Below are 14717 nucleotides of genomic sequence, written 5' to 3'. Positions count from 1 at the left end.
TTAATTTACAGCCCTCAAGATTTTATTGTTACCAGATGTAATTAGGCATCTGCGCGGAGTTGAAAATTGTGAAGTTGTAGGCAATAAACCAGCGTTCGTTGTTTTGCCAGATAGCAATGTATGCATTTATTACTTGCCGAAATTTGATGAAGAAGGAAGCGAAATAGGGGTGGATAAATTAATAGTAGTGGAATTAGCACGTTCAGATTTTAAGATAGGAAATGAACAAAAATCACTAGCATGGAGATGTGTGGTAGAACTAACGAAGAGGGGACTCTTGGGGCGTGATTCAAAGGTAAATTACTTTTTGCTTGGTACTGAGGTTGATCCGATGGAATATGGTATCAGAAGTGAGAGAAATGGTAATGTAGTGATATCAGCGCTCAATTATTATATGGTGATTGAAAAAGCTAAAAATAGATTACTAAATCTTCGTGATAGAATAAGAAATATTCCGCCCTTTTGATAAGACGCAATACAATATGAGTTGTCTCCGATAATACAGATCCAAAGGGGCTGCTATTTTTACTTACTAACTTATCATTAACAGTTTGCCCGATGCTTCGCATTTAAATAATCTTTACTTTGCACGCGTAAGCTTTAAAACACAAGTTAGAATATGTCAGAAAATCAATTTCAAACTATTTTATCTGCTATTCAGGAATTAAATGTTACAGTTGGATCATTTGAGAATCGATTTGATAAAATCGAAATAAGATTAGATAAGGTAGAAGGAAGGTTAGATGGTATAGAGGATCGATTGGACAAAGTAGAAGAGAGATTAAATAAGGTAGAAGGAAGGTTAGATGGTATAGAGGATCGATTGGACAAAGTAGAAGAGAGATTAAATAAGGTAGAAGGAAGGTTAGATGGTATAGAGGATCGATTGGACAAAGTAGAAGAAAGATTAAATAAGGTAGACGGAAGATTTGACAAAATTGAAGGACTACTAGTCGGTATCGACGGTGAATTGAAAAGAATCGAATACTGGACACCTTACAATGCAAACGAGGATGTCGTAGCTAAATTAGAAGCTATTAATGTCCCTTAAATCACATTTGCTACACCCCTAAATATTCCAACCTTATCAGCCCGCTGATAAGGTTTTTTTATTACACCGCCGCCCTCTCAACAAACAATATTCCGCCTTTTCAACAAAACAGCCAGAAGGCTTTCTCACGAATTTTGCCCTATCAACAAACCATTCTTCAAATGGCAAACAGCACAAACAACTACAACGGCGCCTTACAACACCCGATCGGCTCGGGTTTCGACGCCGCGTCAACAGCAACGGACGTTATCAAAGGCATTTCTCTCCAGGGTAAAACAGCAATCATTACCGGCGGTTACTCAGGCATTGGTCTGGAGGCGGCAAAAACACTGGCCAATGCAGGCGTGGAGGTCTATATCCCTGCAAGAACAATCGAAAAAGCAGCTGGCAATCTCGCAGGTATCCCCAATGTCACCATACTGGAAATGGACCTGATGGATCCTGCTTCCATCGACGCTTTCGCAGAAAAATTCCTGGCACTGAACAAACCACTGGACATCCTGATCAACAACGCAGGTGTGATGTGGACGCCGTTAAGACGTGACGCCCGTGGGTATGAGTCACAGTTCTCTACCAATCACCTTGGACATTTCCAGCTGACCGCACGTCTCTGGCCGGCTATCAAAAGTGCGCAGGGGGCAAGGATTGTAAACGTTTCTTCCTGGGGACATCACATGGCGTCAATAGATCTGAATGATCCTAATTTCGACCATCAGGCATATGACCCTTCCGTTTCTTATGCGCGGGCGAAACAGGCCAATGTCCTGTTTACCGTCGAACTGGACAAACGGGCACAGGCACACGGTGTAAGATCCTTTTCACTGCATCCCGGGGCTATTGCCGTGACAGATCTTGGCAGGGATATCCCGGAAGAAGGCTTCAGGGCTTTAGGCGTATATGAGGAAGATGGCAGTTTCCGCCACGATCCTTACAATGGCTATAAAACATTAGAAGAAGGTGCTTCCACAACAGTCTGGTGCGCTACAAGCCCTAAATTGGCCAATATAGGGGGTGTTTATTGTGAGGATACGGAAGTGGCTGCAATCGACCAGGACTGGCAAGGCTTTAAATCAGACAAGTTTGAAATGACCAAAGGGGTGACTGCCGAGGCGGTTAATGGCGAAAAAGCCCAACAACTCTGGACACTCAGCGAAAAATTAACTGGTATCACGTTTGCCGTATCCTGATCAAAGGAAAGGAACGCACGGATTCAATAAGAATTTGTGCGTTCCTTTGTACTATCAAAAGCGATCGATTATGTCATCATATTGGACTTTACCACAGGAGATCATGCTACCCTGTATCCAGGATAAATACTTCCAGCACGAAGTCATCTCCGGGGACCATAGCTTCGGACATCTTATCTCCGGAGAAGTGAAAGCAAACATCGGCGACCAGACGCATATCTTAAAACCCGGCGATACCTGGTTTGTACCACGTAATCAGCTGGCTACCTTTTTTAAATCTTCCAAAGACGGTCAGCCTTACAAATCAGTAACGATCTGTATCCGGGTGGAGCGTCTGAAAGAATATTACAGCCGGCATGAGCCGGTGATAGTGGCCGATCAGCATCATGGTATCCGGCAATATGAGGCACACCCCTTGCTGGAAAGCTTTTTCGGCTCCTTACTGCCTTATTTCGACCTGGAAGAAGGCGTACCACCTGCAATCGTGTCTGTCAAGATCGAAGAAGCCATTACCGTACTCCGTACCCTCGACAAAACCATCGACCGCTGGCTGGCTAATTTCTCCGAACCCGGTAAACTCGATCTGGCCGATTTCATGGAGAAGAACTTTATGTTCAACATGCCGCTGCAAAGATTCGCTTATTTCACCGGACGTAGCCTGACCACTTTTAAGACCGATTTCAAAAAGGCATTCCAGGTAAGTCCGCAGCGCTGGCTGACACAAAAGCGCCTGGAACTGGCCCATTATCACCTGAGTGAAAAGAAACGCAGACCCGCAGATATTTACCTGGAAGCCGGATTTGAAAATCTCTCACACTTCTCTTTTGCCTTCAAAAAACACTTCGGTTACTCACCTGTTGAGGCGACTACCCGTAACGCCTTTTAGAACAGATAGCTGACATGCACCATCGCCCTGTTGCCTGCTTTCACCCGCATATCGGCCAGGTCTTGTGAGATGACAGGTTGATAGTTGGCCCCAACAGAAAAGGTCCTGAATGTTGCTTCAATACCTCCTGTGGCCAATAATGAATGTCCGCCTGAAACATCCACTTTGTATCTGTCTGCTTCCGTGTCTTTCGTGGCTGTCTCTAATAGCATCCCGGCATTAGGCGCTACCGTCAACTGATCCGCTATGCGGAATTTATAATATGCCAGCAGATTCGCAGTGAACTTATTCCCATACCTGTAATCATACCTGTTATTCGTATTCACCTTATAACTCACATTCGCATTCACTCCAAAATCCATCAGGCGTACATCATACATAGCATTGAAAGTAAAGTCCGTACTCGCCGTACCCAGTTGAAAGTTATTCGGCGTATCCTCATTCTCCTTTCGTTCGGAAGGCTCATATCTGCCGGTAGGCGCTTTAATACCACCACCAATCCAGAGTGATTGTACCAGCAGCCGATCATGGAATAGGAGCGTTTTCCTGTCAAGCACCTGGTAGTATCCCACAACAGCAATATCTCCGATGCCGGATTTATTCATCGTAACACCCTGGTTCTCCCGACTGTTAAAATTCAAAGGAACAAATCCCAGTACCCTGAAACGCTTCCCTATATTCCATCCGCCCCATATCTCCGCCGTCTGATAGGTTTCGTCTGTCGTGAGATAGGAAGTTGTACCTCCGGGGCCCAGGTGCGAGCGTAAGGTTTTATATTGATAGCGTATACCCAGAAACCGCTTTTTGAAATCAGGCAGCAGACCAATATAATAACTGCCTAGGCCACAACCGCAGATATCACAGGCCCTCGTTTCATAACTTGCTATCAGCAGACATATAATAATCGTCAATAGTTTTTTCATAGTCCTTGATTTACTTACTGCGACTCCTCCGAGAAACGCTTGTCTGTAATAAAATGCCGGTCATTGAGCGTATTGAGAAACGCTAATAAGTATTGCTGTTCATTTGCAGATAAAGGAATCCCCGGCACGCCGTTTTGTTTCAGCAAAGGATCCAGCGTAGCCATGTCCTGTACCTCCGAGGTATAATGATGCAGGACCGCATTTAACGTGTACATCCGCCCGTCATGCATGTAAGGGGCTGTATAAGCCAGGTTCCGCAGGCTCGGGACTTTAAACCTGTACTTGTCTGCTGCATTCAGCGACACAGAATAACGCCCTTCATCATTGTTCGGCCCAGTACCAATACCATTGTTCCGGAACGACTGATCCGTGAATAAGGGCTCCTTATGACAACTACTGCACTTCTGCTGAAACAGCGTATACCCTTGTTGCTCTTCCTGTGTAAACACAGGCCCCTGTTTTCGGATGACGCTGTCGTATTTAGACTGATCGCTGACAAGCATTACCATAAACTGTGACAAGGCCTTCATCATCCTGGCCGTGGTGATCTCTTCTGTACCAAACGCTTTTTTAAACATTGCCGGATAAGGCGCCGTATTCCGTAACTTATTCAGCACATTCTCTACCGTTTCATCCATTTCTACCGGATTTGTAATCGGTACGATAGGTTGCAGGTCAAGATCAAATACACCGCCATCCCACATAAACGTCGTGTTCCAGGCGAGATTCATAATGGGAGGGGAGTTACGGCTACCTAAGCGGTCGTCTATCCCATGACTCACATCATGTCCATGATGGGTAAATGCCGCTGTCTGCAAATGACAGAACCCACAGGAAACTGTATTGTTCCGGGAAAGCCGTGACTCATAAAAGAGCTTCCTGCCCAATTCAAAACCTTCCTGCGTAACCGGATTGTTTTCCAGCTTGTATACAGGCGCAGGAAAATGCGCCGGCTTTTTAAATCCGATGAAAGCCAGGATATCATCACTTTTACTACAGGCGAGTAGTAAAAGTGAAAATCCCGTGATCAGTATTAATTGTAATCGATGCATAGGTCAGCTTTAGTTTTCAGTATGATCATGCGTAAACATGTTGACATAATTGCCGGATACTTTCGTACTGAACTCGCTGAACATTACCGTCGGATTACCCGCAATACTCACCGTCGTAGCACCATTAAACATTTTCAGGATATCTACCATCAGATGTACATTCGATTCGCGGTCAGGTCTTACTTTCGCAACACCGCCTGCTGTCAGGTCAACCGTGATCGTTCTTACATTATTCAAAGTCGGCGCATTGTAACCGCCAAAGCCACCGATATGGTACCTGAACTTATGTTGTCCGCTCGGATCTACAGGCGCTACATCTGACGTACCTTCCATTTTGAAAAAGATATATCCGCTGTTCCAGCCCCAATACATACCGTCGTCCATGCCACCGGTAGGATCCAGTACACCTGTACGTTTGCTGATGTCCATGGTGCTGCGCAGACTGTCTACGCCCAATACAAAACTTACAGCAGCATATTCGCCCACAGGCACCTTTACCTTTACAAACTGAGACGCTGCATTGTCCTCAGCAATCAGGAAATAACTGCTATCCTGTGGTACGACGTATTCCTGTCCGCCGCTGGTTTTAACTTTTATATTGCTGATAAAATAACGAAGCAGTGATACTTTGAATGTTTCTCCTGCTGCATTCGTGTAAGTACCGGTATTCAGCTGCAGGTTTTATCGCCTACAATATTGTCAAACTGAATAGACAGCGTCGCCTTTTGATTCGTATCAATAGCTGGTGCGACATTATCTTTTCCGCAGGAAGTAAAAACGCTGGATAAGAACGCCATTGTCGCAATACATTTGTTGATGTGTTTCATCTTTTGATTTATTTGATAGAATGATAATGATGTTTTGATCAGTATGGGCAATAGTATCCCGTTTCCGTATCTACGTTTTTTACGGAAGCGGATGAAATGATGATAATGTTGTTACTAATGGCAGCTCTAATAGCGCTGCTGACTTATAGGCAATACAATCCCAATCCCGTATAAGCGCGCATTACGGAGGTCATTAGTATGTTGATAGCCTTTGTTATTGCATATCCATCTGCAAAAGATCAATTGCAGAATGTATTGGTCAATAAGGGCAATAATTATCCATCTCCGTAGCTACACACATCACGGAAATAAAAAGGTTGGATCGTACCGACAATCGTCAGTAATGATCAGAAAATACAAGCCCTGATAGCAGCTGTTTACATAAAACTGCTACTAACAAATACGCTGAAAAATGAACAGAAATGGAAAAGCTGATTAGCTGAAAATGCAGATCCCAGGCGGATGGAAGATAGTAAACGCCTGATCCACAGGAATGCCGATGCAGGTAGGGTTATTATAGTTGGTGTGCAATGTTTTGCAGGCAGGCGTGAGGTCGGCGACATAAAAAGAAGCATCATAAAAGATCTCACTTTTGTTGTCAGCCCTTCGTTCCGGGTTATGCTGATCTCTTCTTTCTTCTTCGTTCAACTGCTTCTTCAAATGACAGCGGCCATTACAATGCAGTTGAGGTTTATCCTTGTTTACACAAAGGTTCTGCGCAATATATGCCTGGTTAAGATAGAACTCAAACATCACAAAATAACGGCCGGAGAGCTGGCAGAGCCAGATCGTCATCAGCAGGACCGTTATGAGTTGTTTGCGCATCAGAAAGAATACAATGGTTAATGTGGGCAAAGCTATTAATAAAAAGACTAAAAATCAGATAAAAATTAACTTCTTTTTCATACACCATTGATTAATGCGCTGATCGTGAATGGAGACAAAAATCAGTAAACTGATAGAGAAGAGTAAGGAGTTATTATTATCCGGTGATGCATCTGTAGGCGAGATCGCCTACCAGCTGGGTTTTGAAAGACCACAATCCTTGAATTAACTGTTCAGTAATCTCACAGGACTTACACCTTTCGATTTTCGTAAACAGATCAATTGAGGGGACTACCTCACCAGTTCCGTCGGCGCATACCCAAACTGCTTCTTGAATGCAAAAGAGAAGTGTGATAAATCCTCAAATCCCAGATCCAGGTAAATGTCCGATGATTTCTGCTGTTTTTTCGCAATCAGGAAATGTGCTTCCTGTAGTCGTTTGTATACCAGCCAGCGGTTAGGTGTTTCATGGAAGATGGCCCTGAAGTCCCGTTTAAAAGCCGACAGACTTCTTCCCGTGAGATAAGCAAAACGTTCGATGCTGACATTGAACCGGTAATTATGGTTCATGAACTCTTCCAGGTTAATCTTCTCCGGTACACCGAAATCAAAGAAAATGCCCGCCAGTTCAGGTTGTGATTGTAAAAGGATCAGCATTAATTCTTCCCGCTTCACATCTACAAAAGTCTCCATGATTCTTCCCTGTCCGTCGTAATAAGGAATTAAGGAGTGCACAAAATTAGGGATCAGTCTATTCTCCCTCAGTTTCACCAACACATCGGCTGATACAGGCGCCTCCTGGTTTGGTTTATATTTGTCCAGGAATCGTTTCAGGAAGTCTTCGTCGAAAACAATGACTACCTTTTCAAACTCGTTATTCTCCTTTTCCTTGTTATACCGGACCAGACAATTCTTCCGCAGGACACAGTATTCCCCTGTTTTAAGGGTATGCTGTGCATTCCCATCAAAACCGGTGATCGCACCCTTCCCGATATAAATAAAGGTATGCTCACTGATAAATTGTTCCGGAGAAATGGCCGGTCCGATAAAACAGGATTTTATTTCGGTAAATCTCATTTTATAAGATTAAGATCCAGGAGGCTGTTAGCTGTTGCTAAGATAGCTTCTTCTGTGCTTCTGGGTTGCCAGTTGAGCAGATTTTTTGCTTTCTGACTGCTGGCGCCTTTTACCATGCCTAAAAGCGGGACTACCATCCGCACCTTTGGATTGAACAGGGCGGTGAATTTTATCAGCCAGCTTGGAATTTCCTTTGTGGGGACTTTGGCAGCTTTTTCTCCCAGGTGCTTTCTCAGTACATTGGCAACTTCCAACATAGAATAGGGCCGGCCGGCGGAAGCAATGAATCGTTGTCCGCTGGCGGCAGGAGAGACCATCGCTTTCAGGTGCAGATCTGCTACATCGCGTACATCCACATAGCTGAAAGACATCTTCGGACAACCACTTTTCATACCACCGTTCAGCATCTGGATAATACTCTGAACAGAATGAGACATGTCGGCTGACAGCACCGGACCATATACCCCGGTCGGATTAACAGTGGCGAGTTCCATGCCAGCGCCTTCGTTTTCTATAAATTCCCATGCCGCTCTTTCAGAAACCGTCTTTGAATGCTGATAAGGGGCCACGGTATCATTAATAACAGTCCAGTCTTCTTCAGTATATAAGCTGGTTTTGTGGGTCCCCATACCAACTGCCCCGAATGCAGATGTCAGTACAACACGTTTTACACCCGCTTTTTTGGCGGCGCGCATCACGAAGAGTACGCCATTACGTGCAGGGATCACAAAATCGTCCAGGGTTTTTGCATCTGTATTAGGAGTCGGAGAAGCAACATGAATGACGTAAGTACAATCCTTCACGGCTGCATCCCAGGAACTTTCGTCCTGCAGATCAGCGGTAACAAAAGACAGGGCCTCAAAAGACCGGATGCCACCCTGACGGAGCATATGCTTCACTTCATCTGCTTTTTTGGGAGCGCGCAGGGATGCACGCACTTTGAAGCCCGCATTGAGCAATGCGATCATACAATAAGAAGCGATGAATCCTGAGCCTCCGGTAACCAGTACCAATTTGTTGTTGTTAGAATTTTCCATGATTTTTCATTTACGCAGTACAAAATTGGGGAGAAACCAGCGATCTTTATTTTGTTGAAAAGTCCAAAGTTGTTTTGTTGAGAGGGCCAGGAAAAAAGGAGTATTTTTAGCGGGCAGGGGAGGCTGGAAACGTCTTTTGTCTCCGGTTTGATATTTATTAGATAATGCTTATCCTACGTTCATCTTACGTTCACGAACGTAAGATGAACGTAGGATAACAAAAGAATAAACGGCGCCTATTCAGGATAAGAAAGGTAGAAATCAGTATTTCCCGCACACCTTTTCTCTGCCTTTTAGCGTAAATTTGTATTGTATTTACAAGGACAGTTACTGTCTCATTATTCACATAAAAGTCTGTGTAATATTGTTTGAAGGGCGCGCTATAGCTACTTCAGGATAGCTATGTATCTGCAGGTAGGAGACTTTACAGGATTCGTCAGAAAGGATATGCGATTATTTAACCCGGTAAACTGAAAATGATGAGGGAAATGATGTACATTAAAAAAGGCTATCCACCAGGGGTGAATAGCCTCATATTATGGTTAGAACAATTTCTCCATAGGCGGTTTTGCACCAGCCAGCCGCAGGTAAACGGTCGTTTGTCCACGGTGGTGGGTCTGGTGTTCGAAGGCTTTCTCAAATGCCTGTTCTTTAGTGATTTCAAAACGATCCATCAGTTTGAACTTTTCGTTCAGCTGTGCAGGTGTCAGTTTTTTAATACAGCTGATGGCAAAGTCATAGCTTTCCATCACCACCTTTGTGACCCCTTCTTTGGATTTGTCAGCCGTTTTTTCGGCCTCTCCAAAACCGAAAGGCGGTTTTTCACCAGTGGCTGCCGAAGAGAAACCATAATTGGCGTCGGCAATGTGCAACATCTGCTCTGCAAAAGAACGCATTTCAGGTGTTGGCTTGAGTGAATAGTCCTTGTCCGGCATCGCGTCCAGGTACTCTTTGGTATACGCTTTTGCGCGTTCCCACTCTTTTACGATATCGTCACCGGAAGTTTGTGCCCTGACGATACCGCTTATACCCAGGAGGAGCAGCAGGGTCTGAAAAAAAGTAACAGTTTTCATTACGTGTATTTTTATTGGTGGCAAAATGCACTGGCATAAATTTAACACTGTTCAGCCGGATTTAGTTTAACCTATATTAACAGTCTGATCTTTTCGCCATAGTGAAAATGAACACTCTTAAAGAATTGTATCTTTGGCCCGGGGTATTACTCAAATATTATATGACCTTGGTTGAACCATTGATCCGATACTTTAAAAACTACTTTCCGCTGACCGCAAAGGAAAAAGAGGAACTGTCCATCCGCTTCAGCGAACGCAGGATCAAAAGACGGGGTTTCGTCCTGCAAGCCGGAGATGTATGCCGGCATTTTACCTTCGTCGTAAGCGGATGCCTGAAAATGTATGCAGTCGATGCCTCCGGCAAAGAGCATAACCTGCAGTTTGTCGCGGAAAATGACTGGATTACCGATATGGCCAGTTTCTATCCGGAAAAGCCGGGGAAAGTATACATCGAGGCCGTCGAACCAACGACCGTGCTCCAGATCAAACATGAGGACCTGATCTACCTCTATACGAACTACCACAAGTTTGACCGTAACTTCCGTATTATTATCGAACAGAAGTATATCGCCTTACAGAACCGCTTACTCCTGAACATCAGCGCGACGGCAGAGGAGCGCTACCTGTACTTTATGGAGCAATACCCCCATCTGGCCAACCGCCTGCCCAATACACAGATCGCTTCCTATATCGGGATCACCCCCGAGTTTCTTAGTAAGATCAGGAAAGAGCGTAGTCTAAGTCAGTAGTAACAGATTAATGCAAAGGCATTGCATATCAACCTCTTTTTGCATACCTTCGCGCAACAATGAACAGAAATATCACATCATCTCCCGTGACTCCACCTTGATAGTTAATAACTTACTATCGCTTACGCCCTGCTGTTACAGGTGAGCGCACTGTTCTATTCACATCATCCGTAATCACTTATTCATTTTACTTTTTAAACTTTCATTTTCGTGAAGGCTTACCTTAATTTATTTGACTTTAAACAAAAGGTCAATTACAAGACTGAAGTATTGGCCGGGCTGACCGTGGCCATGACCATGATCCCTGAGTCGCTATCTTTTGCCATTCTGGCGGGATTGTCACCGCTCACCGGTTTATATGCCGCTTTTCTGATGGGACTGATCACAGCCGTTTTCGGCGGCAGACCTGGCATGGTATCGGGAGGGGCGGGCGCTACCGTAGTCGTATTGATAGCCCTGATGCAGTCACATGGGGTAGAATACGTATTCGCAGCAGTCGCTTTAGCCGGCCTTTTCCAGCTCAGTGTAGGTATCTTCAGATTAGGGAAGTTTATCCGACTGGTACCACAACCAGTGATGTACGGATTTGTAAATGGCCTGGCCGTAATCATTTTTATGGCCCAGATCCAGCAATTCAGGATCAATACCGGTAACGGCATGGAATGGTTGTCGGGTCCTGCCTTATGGACCATGTTGGGACTGGTAGCAGTAACCATCGTCATTGTACTGCTATTCCCGAAACTGACCAAAGCCGTACCAGCCTCACTGGTCGCCATCATCGTGGTCTTCTTGCTGGTACTGGGACTTGGTATCGAAACAAAGACCGTTAAAGACATTGCTTCCATCAGCGGTGGTTTCCCGCCATTTCATATCCCCGTAGTACCTTTCAGTTTTGATACACTTAAGGTCATTTTCCCTTATTCACTGGTTATGGCGGGTGTGGGATTGATTGAAAGTCTGCTGACTTTAAACGTGGTAGATGAAATCACTGGTACCAAGGGAAGAGGTAATAAAGAAGCTGTCGCCCAGGGTACGGCCAATATCGTAAATGGCTTTTTCACCGGTATGGGCGGATGCGCCATGATCGCACAGTCTTTTGTAAACCTCTCAGCAGGTTCCAGGGCCAGACTCTCTGGTATCATCGCAGCATTGACTATTCTGTTGATCATTCTCTTCGGTGCGCCTGTCATTGAAAGAGTACCTATGGCTGCGCTGGTAGGTGTGATGATCATGGTGGCTATCGGGACATTTGAATGGATCAGTTTGCGGATCATCAATAAGATGCCTCGTCACGACGTAGCGGTAGGTATCCTGGTGGCATTGATCACCGTATGGTTGCACAACCTAGCATTAGCGGTATTAATAGGTGTGATTATTTCCGCACTCGTTTTTGCCTGGGAAAGCGCCAAACGGATCCGCGCCAGGAAATACACAGATGAACAGGGGATCAGACATTATGAGATCTACGGTCCTTTGTTTTTTGGATCGGTTTCCGTCTTCCTGGATAAGTTTGATGTGCAAAATGATCCGTCGGAAGTGATCGTTGATTTTAAGGAAAGTCGTGTAGCCGATATGAGTGCTATCGATGCATTGAATAAACTGACGGAGCGATATCAGAAAGTTAACAAAAAACTACACCTGCGTCATCTGAGTGAAGATTGCCGTCTGCTCTTGCAGAATGCGGAAGGGGTGATAGAGGTGAATGTATTGGAAGATCCTGATTACAGGGTGGCAGCAGAACCAAAATAGAAACATTATTTATATTATATATAATAAAAGGACCGGCAGGGGGCATCATCCCATCTGCCGGTCTTTGTTTTAATAATACGATTATATCTGAATGATCTTCGCGGGATGTTTTGCATATTCCGGGAATACATTTACTACCCAGTCTGTATTGATCTTCATATAACTGGTCGTAGTGCCATCACTGCAACCATACCATTCTTCTTTAAGTACGTCACTATCAATGACTAATTGTACTTTATTTTCGGTATCCAGTAGTACGCCGAAGATAGTGGTAGCGCCTATGGTCGTCCCCAGCATACTTAAAAGTAACTCCGCCGGTGCAAATGATACACGGGAAATACTAAGCGCACTGCTCAGGTCTTTGGTCACGAAAGGTTTATCCGCCGTAGTGACAAAAAGATAAAAGGCGGTCTGCTGACGGTTACACAAAAAGAGCGTTTTAACCGTCTTCATTTGCAAACGGTCATTGATCTGTATACAGTCTTCCATCGTAATCGCTTCATCATTTTCCACTCTTTCAAACGGAATATGCTGCTGCTCCAATGTTGTATAAACCATTTGCTGTAATGGTGTTTTAAACGTCCCCGGAGCCGTCTTCATCACTTCACTTACATTGATCATAATTATATTTCCTTACTGGTTTTTAATGATTTATAATAGTTCATCGCAGCAATCGCTGCAAGCATCACAACGATACCGCCTATCTGTAAAGGACTGACTGACTCCTTTAAAACAATATGCGCACAGATAACGGCTACCGGAAATTCGATCGTCATCAGGATAGAACTGGCGCCCGCACCGATATGCGGAATACCCACTGCGAATAGTGCTGTCGGTATAGTCGTACCTACCACTGCCAGGAAGATCGCCCATCCGAGGAAATCATATCCGAAGTGATTCGAAACAAGGATCGTTTTTGCATTGACGATAAAAATAGTCACTGCCGAACCAACCATGATAAGCGTACTTTTCGACTGCCACTTTACATCCTTCCTTACCCTGCTGTTAGCAACAATATAAATAGCATAAGTCAATGAAGATGCCAGGGCAAGTACAATACCCTGCCAGGAGAAAGATAGTTCCTTTGCATGAAGCAGGTCGCCCGCCATCACCGTACCAATCAGGATAAAGATAACAGTTATCCCTTCAGCTTTACCTGGCTGCTGACCAAAAACGACCCATTCCAACAGTAAACTGAACCAGGTGAACTGCATCAGGATCACAATGGCAAGCGACGCGGAGATATAACTTACCGACTGATAATAAAGGAAATTGGTAATACCAATGATACCGCCGGTTAATAGTAATGAGAACAGATCCCGGCGGGATAAGGGCGTCTTCGCTGCCCGGAAATTGCTCACTGATAAGAGTATGCCTAAGAATAGCGCCGCTAATAATGCCTGCGAAAAGGCAATTTCTGCTGCATTATAACCATATGAATAGATTAAGCGGACGAATGACGACATCGTTCCGTACATCGCTCCTCCGAGAAGGACCATGAATGGATATCTAAAATTTTTCATTTCAAGATTGTGTGAATAGATATTAAATGATCAGTACCTGCCAGGTGGCGGCTAAACAACCTTGAATGAGACAATAAATTGCAGAAAATACCTCGCCCGTTTTAGAGGCGGGCAACGGATAATCCGGTTATTCAGCCTTTCAGGCTACCGGAGGAGGCGTATTGGAAGCGAAGAAAGAATATGTCATACGATTAAATATGGTTACGAAGATAATAAGAAAATAACAGCTTGTATATCTTCTTTTTATGTGCAGTAGTAATACCTACCCTTAAACTAGATTAAGACTATTTATTAAGATGGTTTATTGTACCAGGTAGCCCGGATGCGCCACCTTTGCATCAAATTGAAGACGCTATGCAAAGCCAGCATGAAAATCAGGCGATAGAAAAATTATTATCAGATTTTGCCGCCACACTGAATGCCGCAAATATAGGCATCATTTCTTCTTTCTTCTCTGAAGATGCCGTGTTTATGCCAGATGGTTTTAGAATTCTGAAAGCAGCCGATCTGAAAAATACCGGTAATGGATATCTGCAACGGTCTCATTTTCAGATCGGGTTTACAATAAAAGAAGCGGAGATCAGTCTGCCGTATGCATTTGTACGCGCCAGCGCCGAGGCAAAACTAACAGATGCAGCAACACAGCAATTAATCACACAGCAGAGCCGGGACTTCTTTGTACTCAGAAAAGACAAGGAAGACTGGAAGATCTTCCGGTACATGTTTAACCACGTGAAACTAAAATAATAAAACAAATC

General features: G+C 44.4%; 17 protein-coding genes. 7 read left to right on the top strand and 10 right to left on the bottom strand.

Annotation, left to right across the window (positions count from 1 at the left end; all coding sequences use genetic code 11):
* The first annotated feature begins 25 nt into the window (after positions 1-25).
* From CPIN_RS22150 to CPIN_RS22135, 4 genes are all read left to right on the top strand, one after another.
* Positions 26-466 carry a hypothetical protein gene (locus CPIN_RS22150; protein ID WP_044219433.1) on the top strand — a complete coding sequence of 147 codons (441 nt, stop codon included), beginning with the start codon at positions 26-28 and terminating at the stop codon, positions 464-466.
* Between the two features lie 153 nt (positions 467-619).
* Positions 620-1051 (top strand): V-type ATP synthase subunit I domain-containing protein, encoded by a 432-nt coding sequence (locus CPIN_RS22145; RefSeq protein WP_012792074.1) that lies wholly within the window; start codon positions 620-622, stop codon positions 1049-1051.
* Positions 1052-1212: 161 nt separating this feature from the next.
* Entirely contained in the window at positions 1213-2238 is a 1026-nt protein-coding gene (locus CPIN_RS22140; protein WP_012792073.1) for an SDR family NAD(P)-dependent oxidoreductase, read from the top strand.
* 70 nt (positions 2239-2308) lie between these two features.
* Positions 2309-3124 (top strand): AraC family transcriptional regulator, encoded by an 816-nt coding sequence (locus tag CPIN_RS22135; protein ID WP_012792072.1) that lies wholly within the window; start codon positions 2309-2311, stop codon positions 3122-3124.
* Here the strand turns inward: CPIN_RS22135 and CPIN_RS22130 are convergent.
* From CPIN_RS22130 to CPIN_RS22100, 8 genes are all read right to left on the bottom strand, one after another.
* Positions 3121-4047: a transporter gene (locus CPIN_RS22130; RefSeq protein WP_012792071.1), complete on the bottom strand. Its 927-nt coding sequence runs from the start codon at positions 4045-4047 to the stop codon at positions 3121-3123. The two genes, CPIN_RS22135 and CPIN_RS22130, sit on opposite strands and share 4 nt — an antisense overlap.
* A 14-nt stretch (positions 4048-4061) precedes the next feature.
* On the bottom strand, positions 4062-5099 hold the full coding sequence (locus CPIN_RS22125; protein ID WP_012792070.1) for a cytochrome-c peroxidase: 1038 nt from the start codon (positions 5097-5099) through the stop codon (positions 4062-4064).
* Between the two features lie 9 nt (positions 5100-5108).
* Positions 5109-5720: an MbnP family protein gene (locus tag CPIN_RS39195; protein WP_336469987.1), complete on the bottom strand. Its 612-nt coding sequence runs from the start codon at positions 5718-5720 to the stop codon at positions 5109-5111.
* A gap of 47 nt (positions 5721-5767) precedes the next feature.
* Entirely contained in the window at positions 5768-5926 is a 159-nt protein-coding gene (locus tag CPIN_RS39190; RefSeq protein ID WP_222838142.1) for a hypothetical protein, read from the bottom strand.
* Positions 5927-6361: 435 nt separating this feature from the next.
* Positions 6362-6751 (bottom strand): hypothetical protein, encoded by a 390-nt coding sequence (locus CPIN_RS36895; protein ID WP_052306858.1) that lies wholly within the window; start codon positions 6749-6751, stop codon positions 6362-6364.
* Positions 6752-7042: 291 nt separating this feature from the next.
* The gene (locus CPIN_RS22110) at positions 7043-7828 is read right to left on the bottom strand and encodes a helix-turn-helix domain-containing protein (RefSeq protein WP_012792068.1); all 786 of its coding nucleotides are present in this window, start codon (positions 7826-7828) and stop codon (positions 7043-7045) included.
* On the bottom strand, positions 7825-8865 hold the full coding sequence (locus CPIN_RS22105; RefSeq protein ID WP_012792067.1) for an SDR family oxidoreductase: 1041 nt from the start codon (positions 8863-8865) through the stop codon (positions 7825-7827). The genes CPIN_RS22110 and CPIN_RS22105 overlap by 4 nt, the downstream gene beginning before the upstream one ends.
* Positions 8866-9407: 542 nt before the next feature.
* Positions 9408-9938, bottom strand: coding sequence for a DinB family protein (locus tag CPIN_RS22100; protein WP_012792066.1), 531 nt, complete (start codon positions 9936-9938; stop codon positions 9408-9410).
* A gap of 161 nt (positions 9939-10099) precedes the next feature.
* Here CPIN_RS22100 and CPIN_RS22095 point away from each other — a divergent pair, with 161 nt between their 5' ends.
* The gene (locus CPIN_RS22095) at positions 10100-10687 is read left to right on the top strand and encodes a Crp/Fnr family transcriptional regulator (protein WP_012792065.1); all 588 of its coding nucleotides are present in this window, start codon (positions 10100-10102) and stop codon (positions 10685-10687) included.
* Positions 10688-10897: 210 nt separating this feature from the next.
* Entirely contained in the window at positions 10898-12436 is a 1539-nt protein-coding gene (locus CPIN_RS22090; RefSeq protein ID WP_012792064.1) for a SulP family inorganic anion transporter, read from the top strand.
* Between the two features lie 81 nt (positions 12437-12517).
* Here the strand turns inward: CPIN_RS22090 and CPIN_RS22085 are convergent, their stop codons facing one another.
* Positions 12518-13057: a prolyl-tRNA synthetase associated domain-containing protein gene (locus CPIN_RS22085; RefSeq protein ID WP_012792063.1), complete on the bottom strand. Its 540-nt coding sequence runs from the start codon at positions 13055-13057 to the stop codon at positions 12518-12520.
* Positions 13058-13059: 2 nt separating this feature from the next.
* Complete coding sequence (locus CPIN_RS22080) at positions 13060-13959, bottom strand: EamA family transporter (RefSeq protein ID WP_012792062.1); 900 nt, start codon at positions 13957-13959, stop codon at positions 13060-13062.
* 354 nt (positions 13960-14313) lie between these two features.
* On the opposite strand from CPIN_RS22080, the gene CPIN_RS22075 reads away from it, so the two are divergent.
* Positions 14314-14706, top strand: a complete 393-nt coding sequence (locus CPIN_RS22075; RefSeq protein ID WP_012792061.1) for a YybH family protein — start codon at positions 14314-14316, stop codon at positions 14704-14706.
* The last annotated feature ends 11 nt before the right edge of the window (positions 14707-14717 follow it).

Source organism: Chitinophaga pinensis DSM 2588, assembly GCF_000024005.1.
Taxonomy (GTDB): Bacteria; Bacteroidota; Bacteroidia; order Chitinophagales; family Chitinophagaceae; genus Chitinophaga; species Chitinophaga pinensis.
This window is presented reverse-complemented; position numbering and strand designations above follow the sequence as displayed.

What these genes read in the sequence shown, in the direction of transcription:
- CPIN_RS22145 (WP_012792074.1), top strand. Translation starts at nt 620, where the DNA reads ATGTCAGAAAATCAATTTCAAACTATTTTATCTGCTATTCAGGAATTA.
- CPIN_RS22140 (WP_012792073.1), top strand. Translation starts at nt 1,213, where the DNA reads ATGGCAAACAGCACAAACAACTACAACGGCGCCTTACAACACCCGATC.
- CPIN_RS22135 (WP_012792072.1), top strand. Translation starts at nt 2,309, where the DNA reads ATGTCATCATATTGGACTTTACCACAGGAGATCATGCTACCCTGTATC.
- CPIN_RS22130 (WP_012792071.1), bottom strand. Translation starts at nt 4,047, where the DNA reads ATGAAAAAACTATTGACGATTATTATATGTCTGCTGATAGCAAGTTAT.
- CPIN_RS22125 (WP_012792070.1), bottom strand. Translation starts at nt 5,099, where the DNA reads ATGCATCGATTACAATTAATACTGATCACGGGATTTTCACTTTTACTA.
- CPIN_RS39190 (WP_222838142.1), bottom strand. Translation starts at nt 5,926, where the DNA reads ATGAAACACATCAACAAATGTATTGCGACAATGGCGTTCTTATCCAGC.
- CPIN_RS36895 (WP_052306858.1), bottom strand. Translation starts at nt 6,751, where the DNA reads ATGCGCAAACAACTCATAACGGTCCTGCTGATGACGATCTGGCTCTGC.
- CPIN_RS22110 (WP_012792068.1), bottom strand. Translation starts at nt 7,828, where the DNA reads ATGAGATTTACCGAAATAAAATCCTGTTTTATCGGACCGGCCATTTCT.
- CPIN_RS22105 (WP_012792067.1), bottom strand. Translation starts at nt 8,865, where the DNA reads ATGGAAAATTCTAACAACAACAAATTGGTACTGGTTACCGGAGGCTCA.
- CPIN_RS22100 (WP_012792066.1), bottom strand. Translation starts at nt 9,938, where the DNA reads ATGAAAACTGTTACTTTTTTTCAGACCCTGCTGCTCCTCCTGGGTATA.
- CPIN_RS22095 (WP_012792065.1), top strand. Translation starts at nt 10,100, where the DNA reads ATGACCTTGGTTGAACCATTGATCCGATACTTTAAAAACTACTTTCCG.
- CPIN_RS22085 (WP_012792063.1), bottom strand. Translation starts at nt 13,057, where the DNA reads ATGATCAATGTAAGTGAAGTGATGAAGACGGCTCCGGGGACGTTTAAA.
- CPIN_RS22080 (WP_012792062.1), bottom strand. Translation starts at nt 13,959, where the DNA reads ATGAAAAATTTTAGATATCCATTCATGGTCCTTCTCGGAGGAGCGATG.
- CPIN_RS22075 (WP_012792061.1), top strand. Translation starts at nt 14,314, where the DNA reads ATGCAAAGCCAGCATGAAAATCAGGCGATAGAAAAATTATTATCAGAT.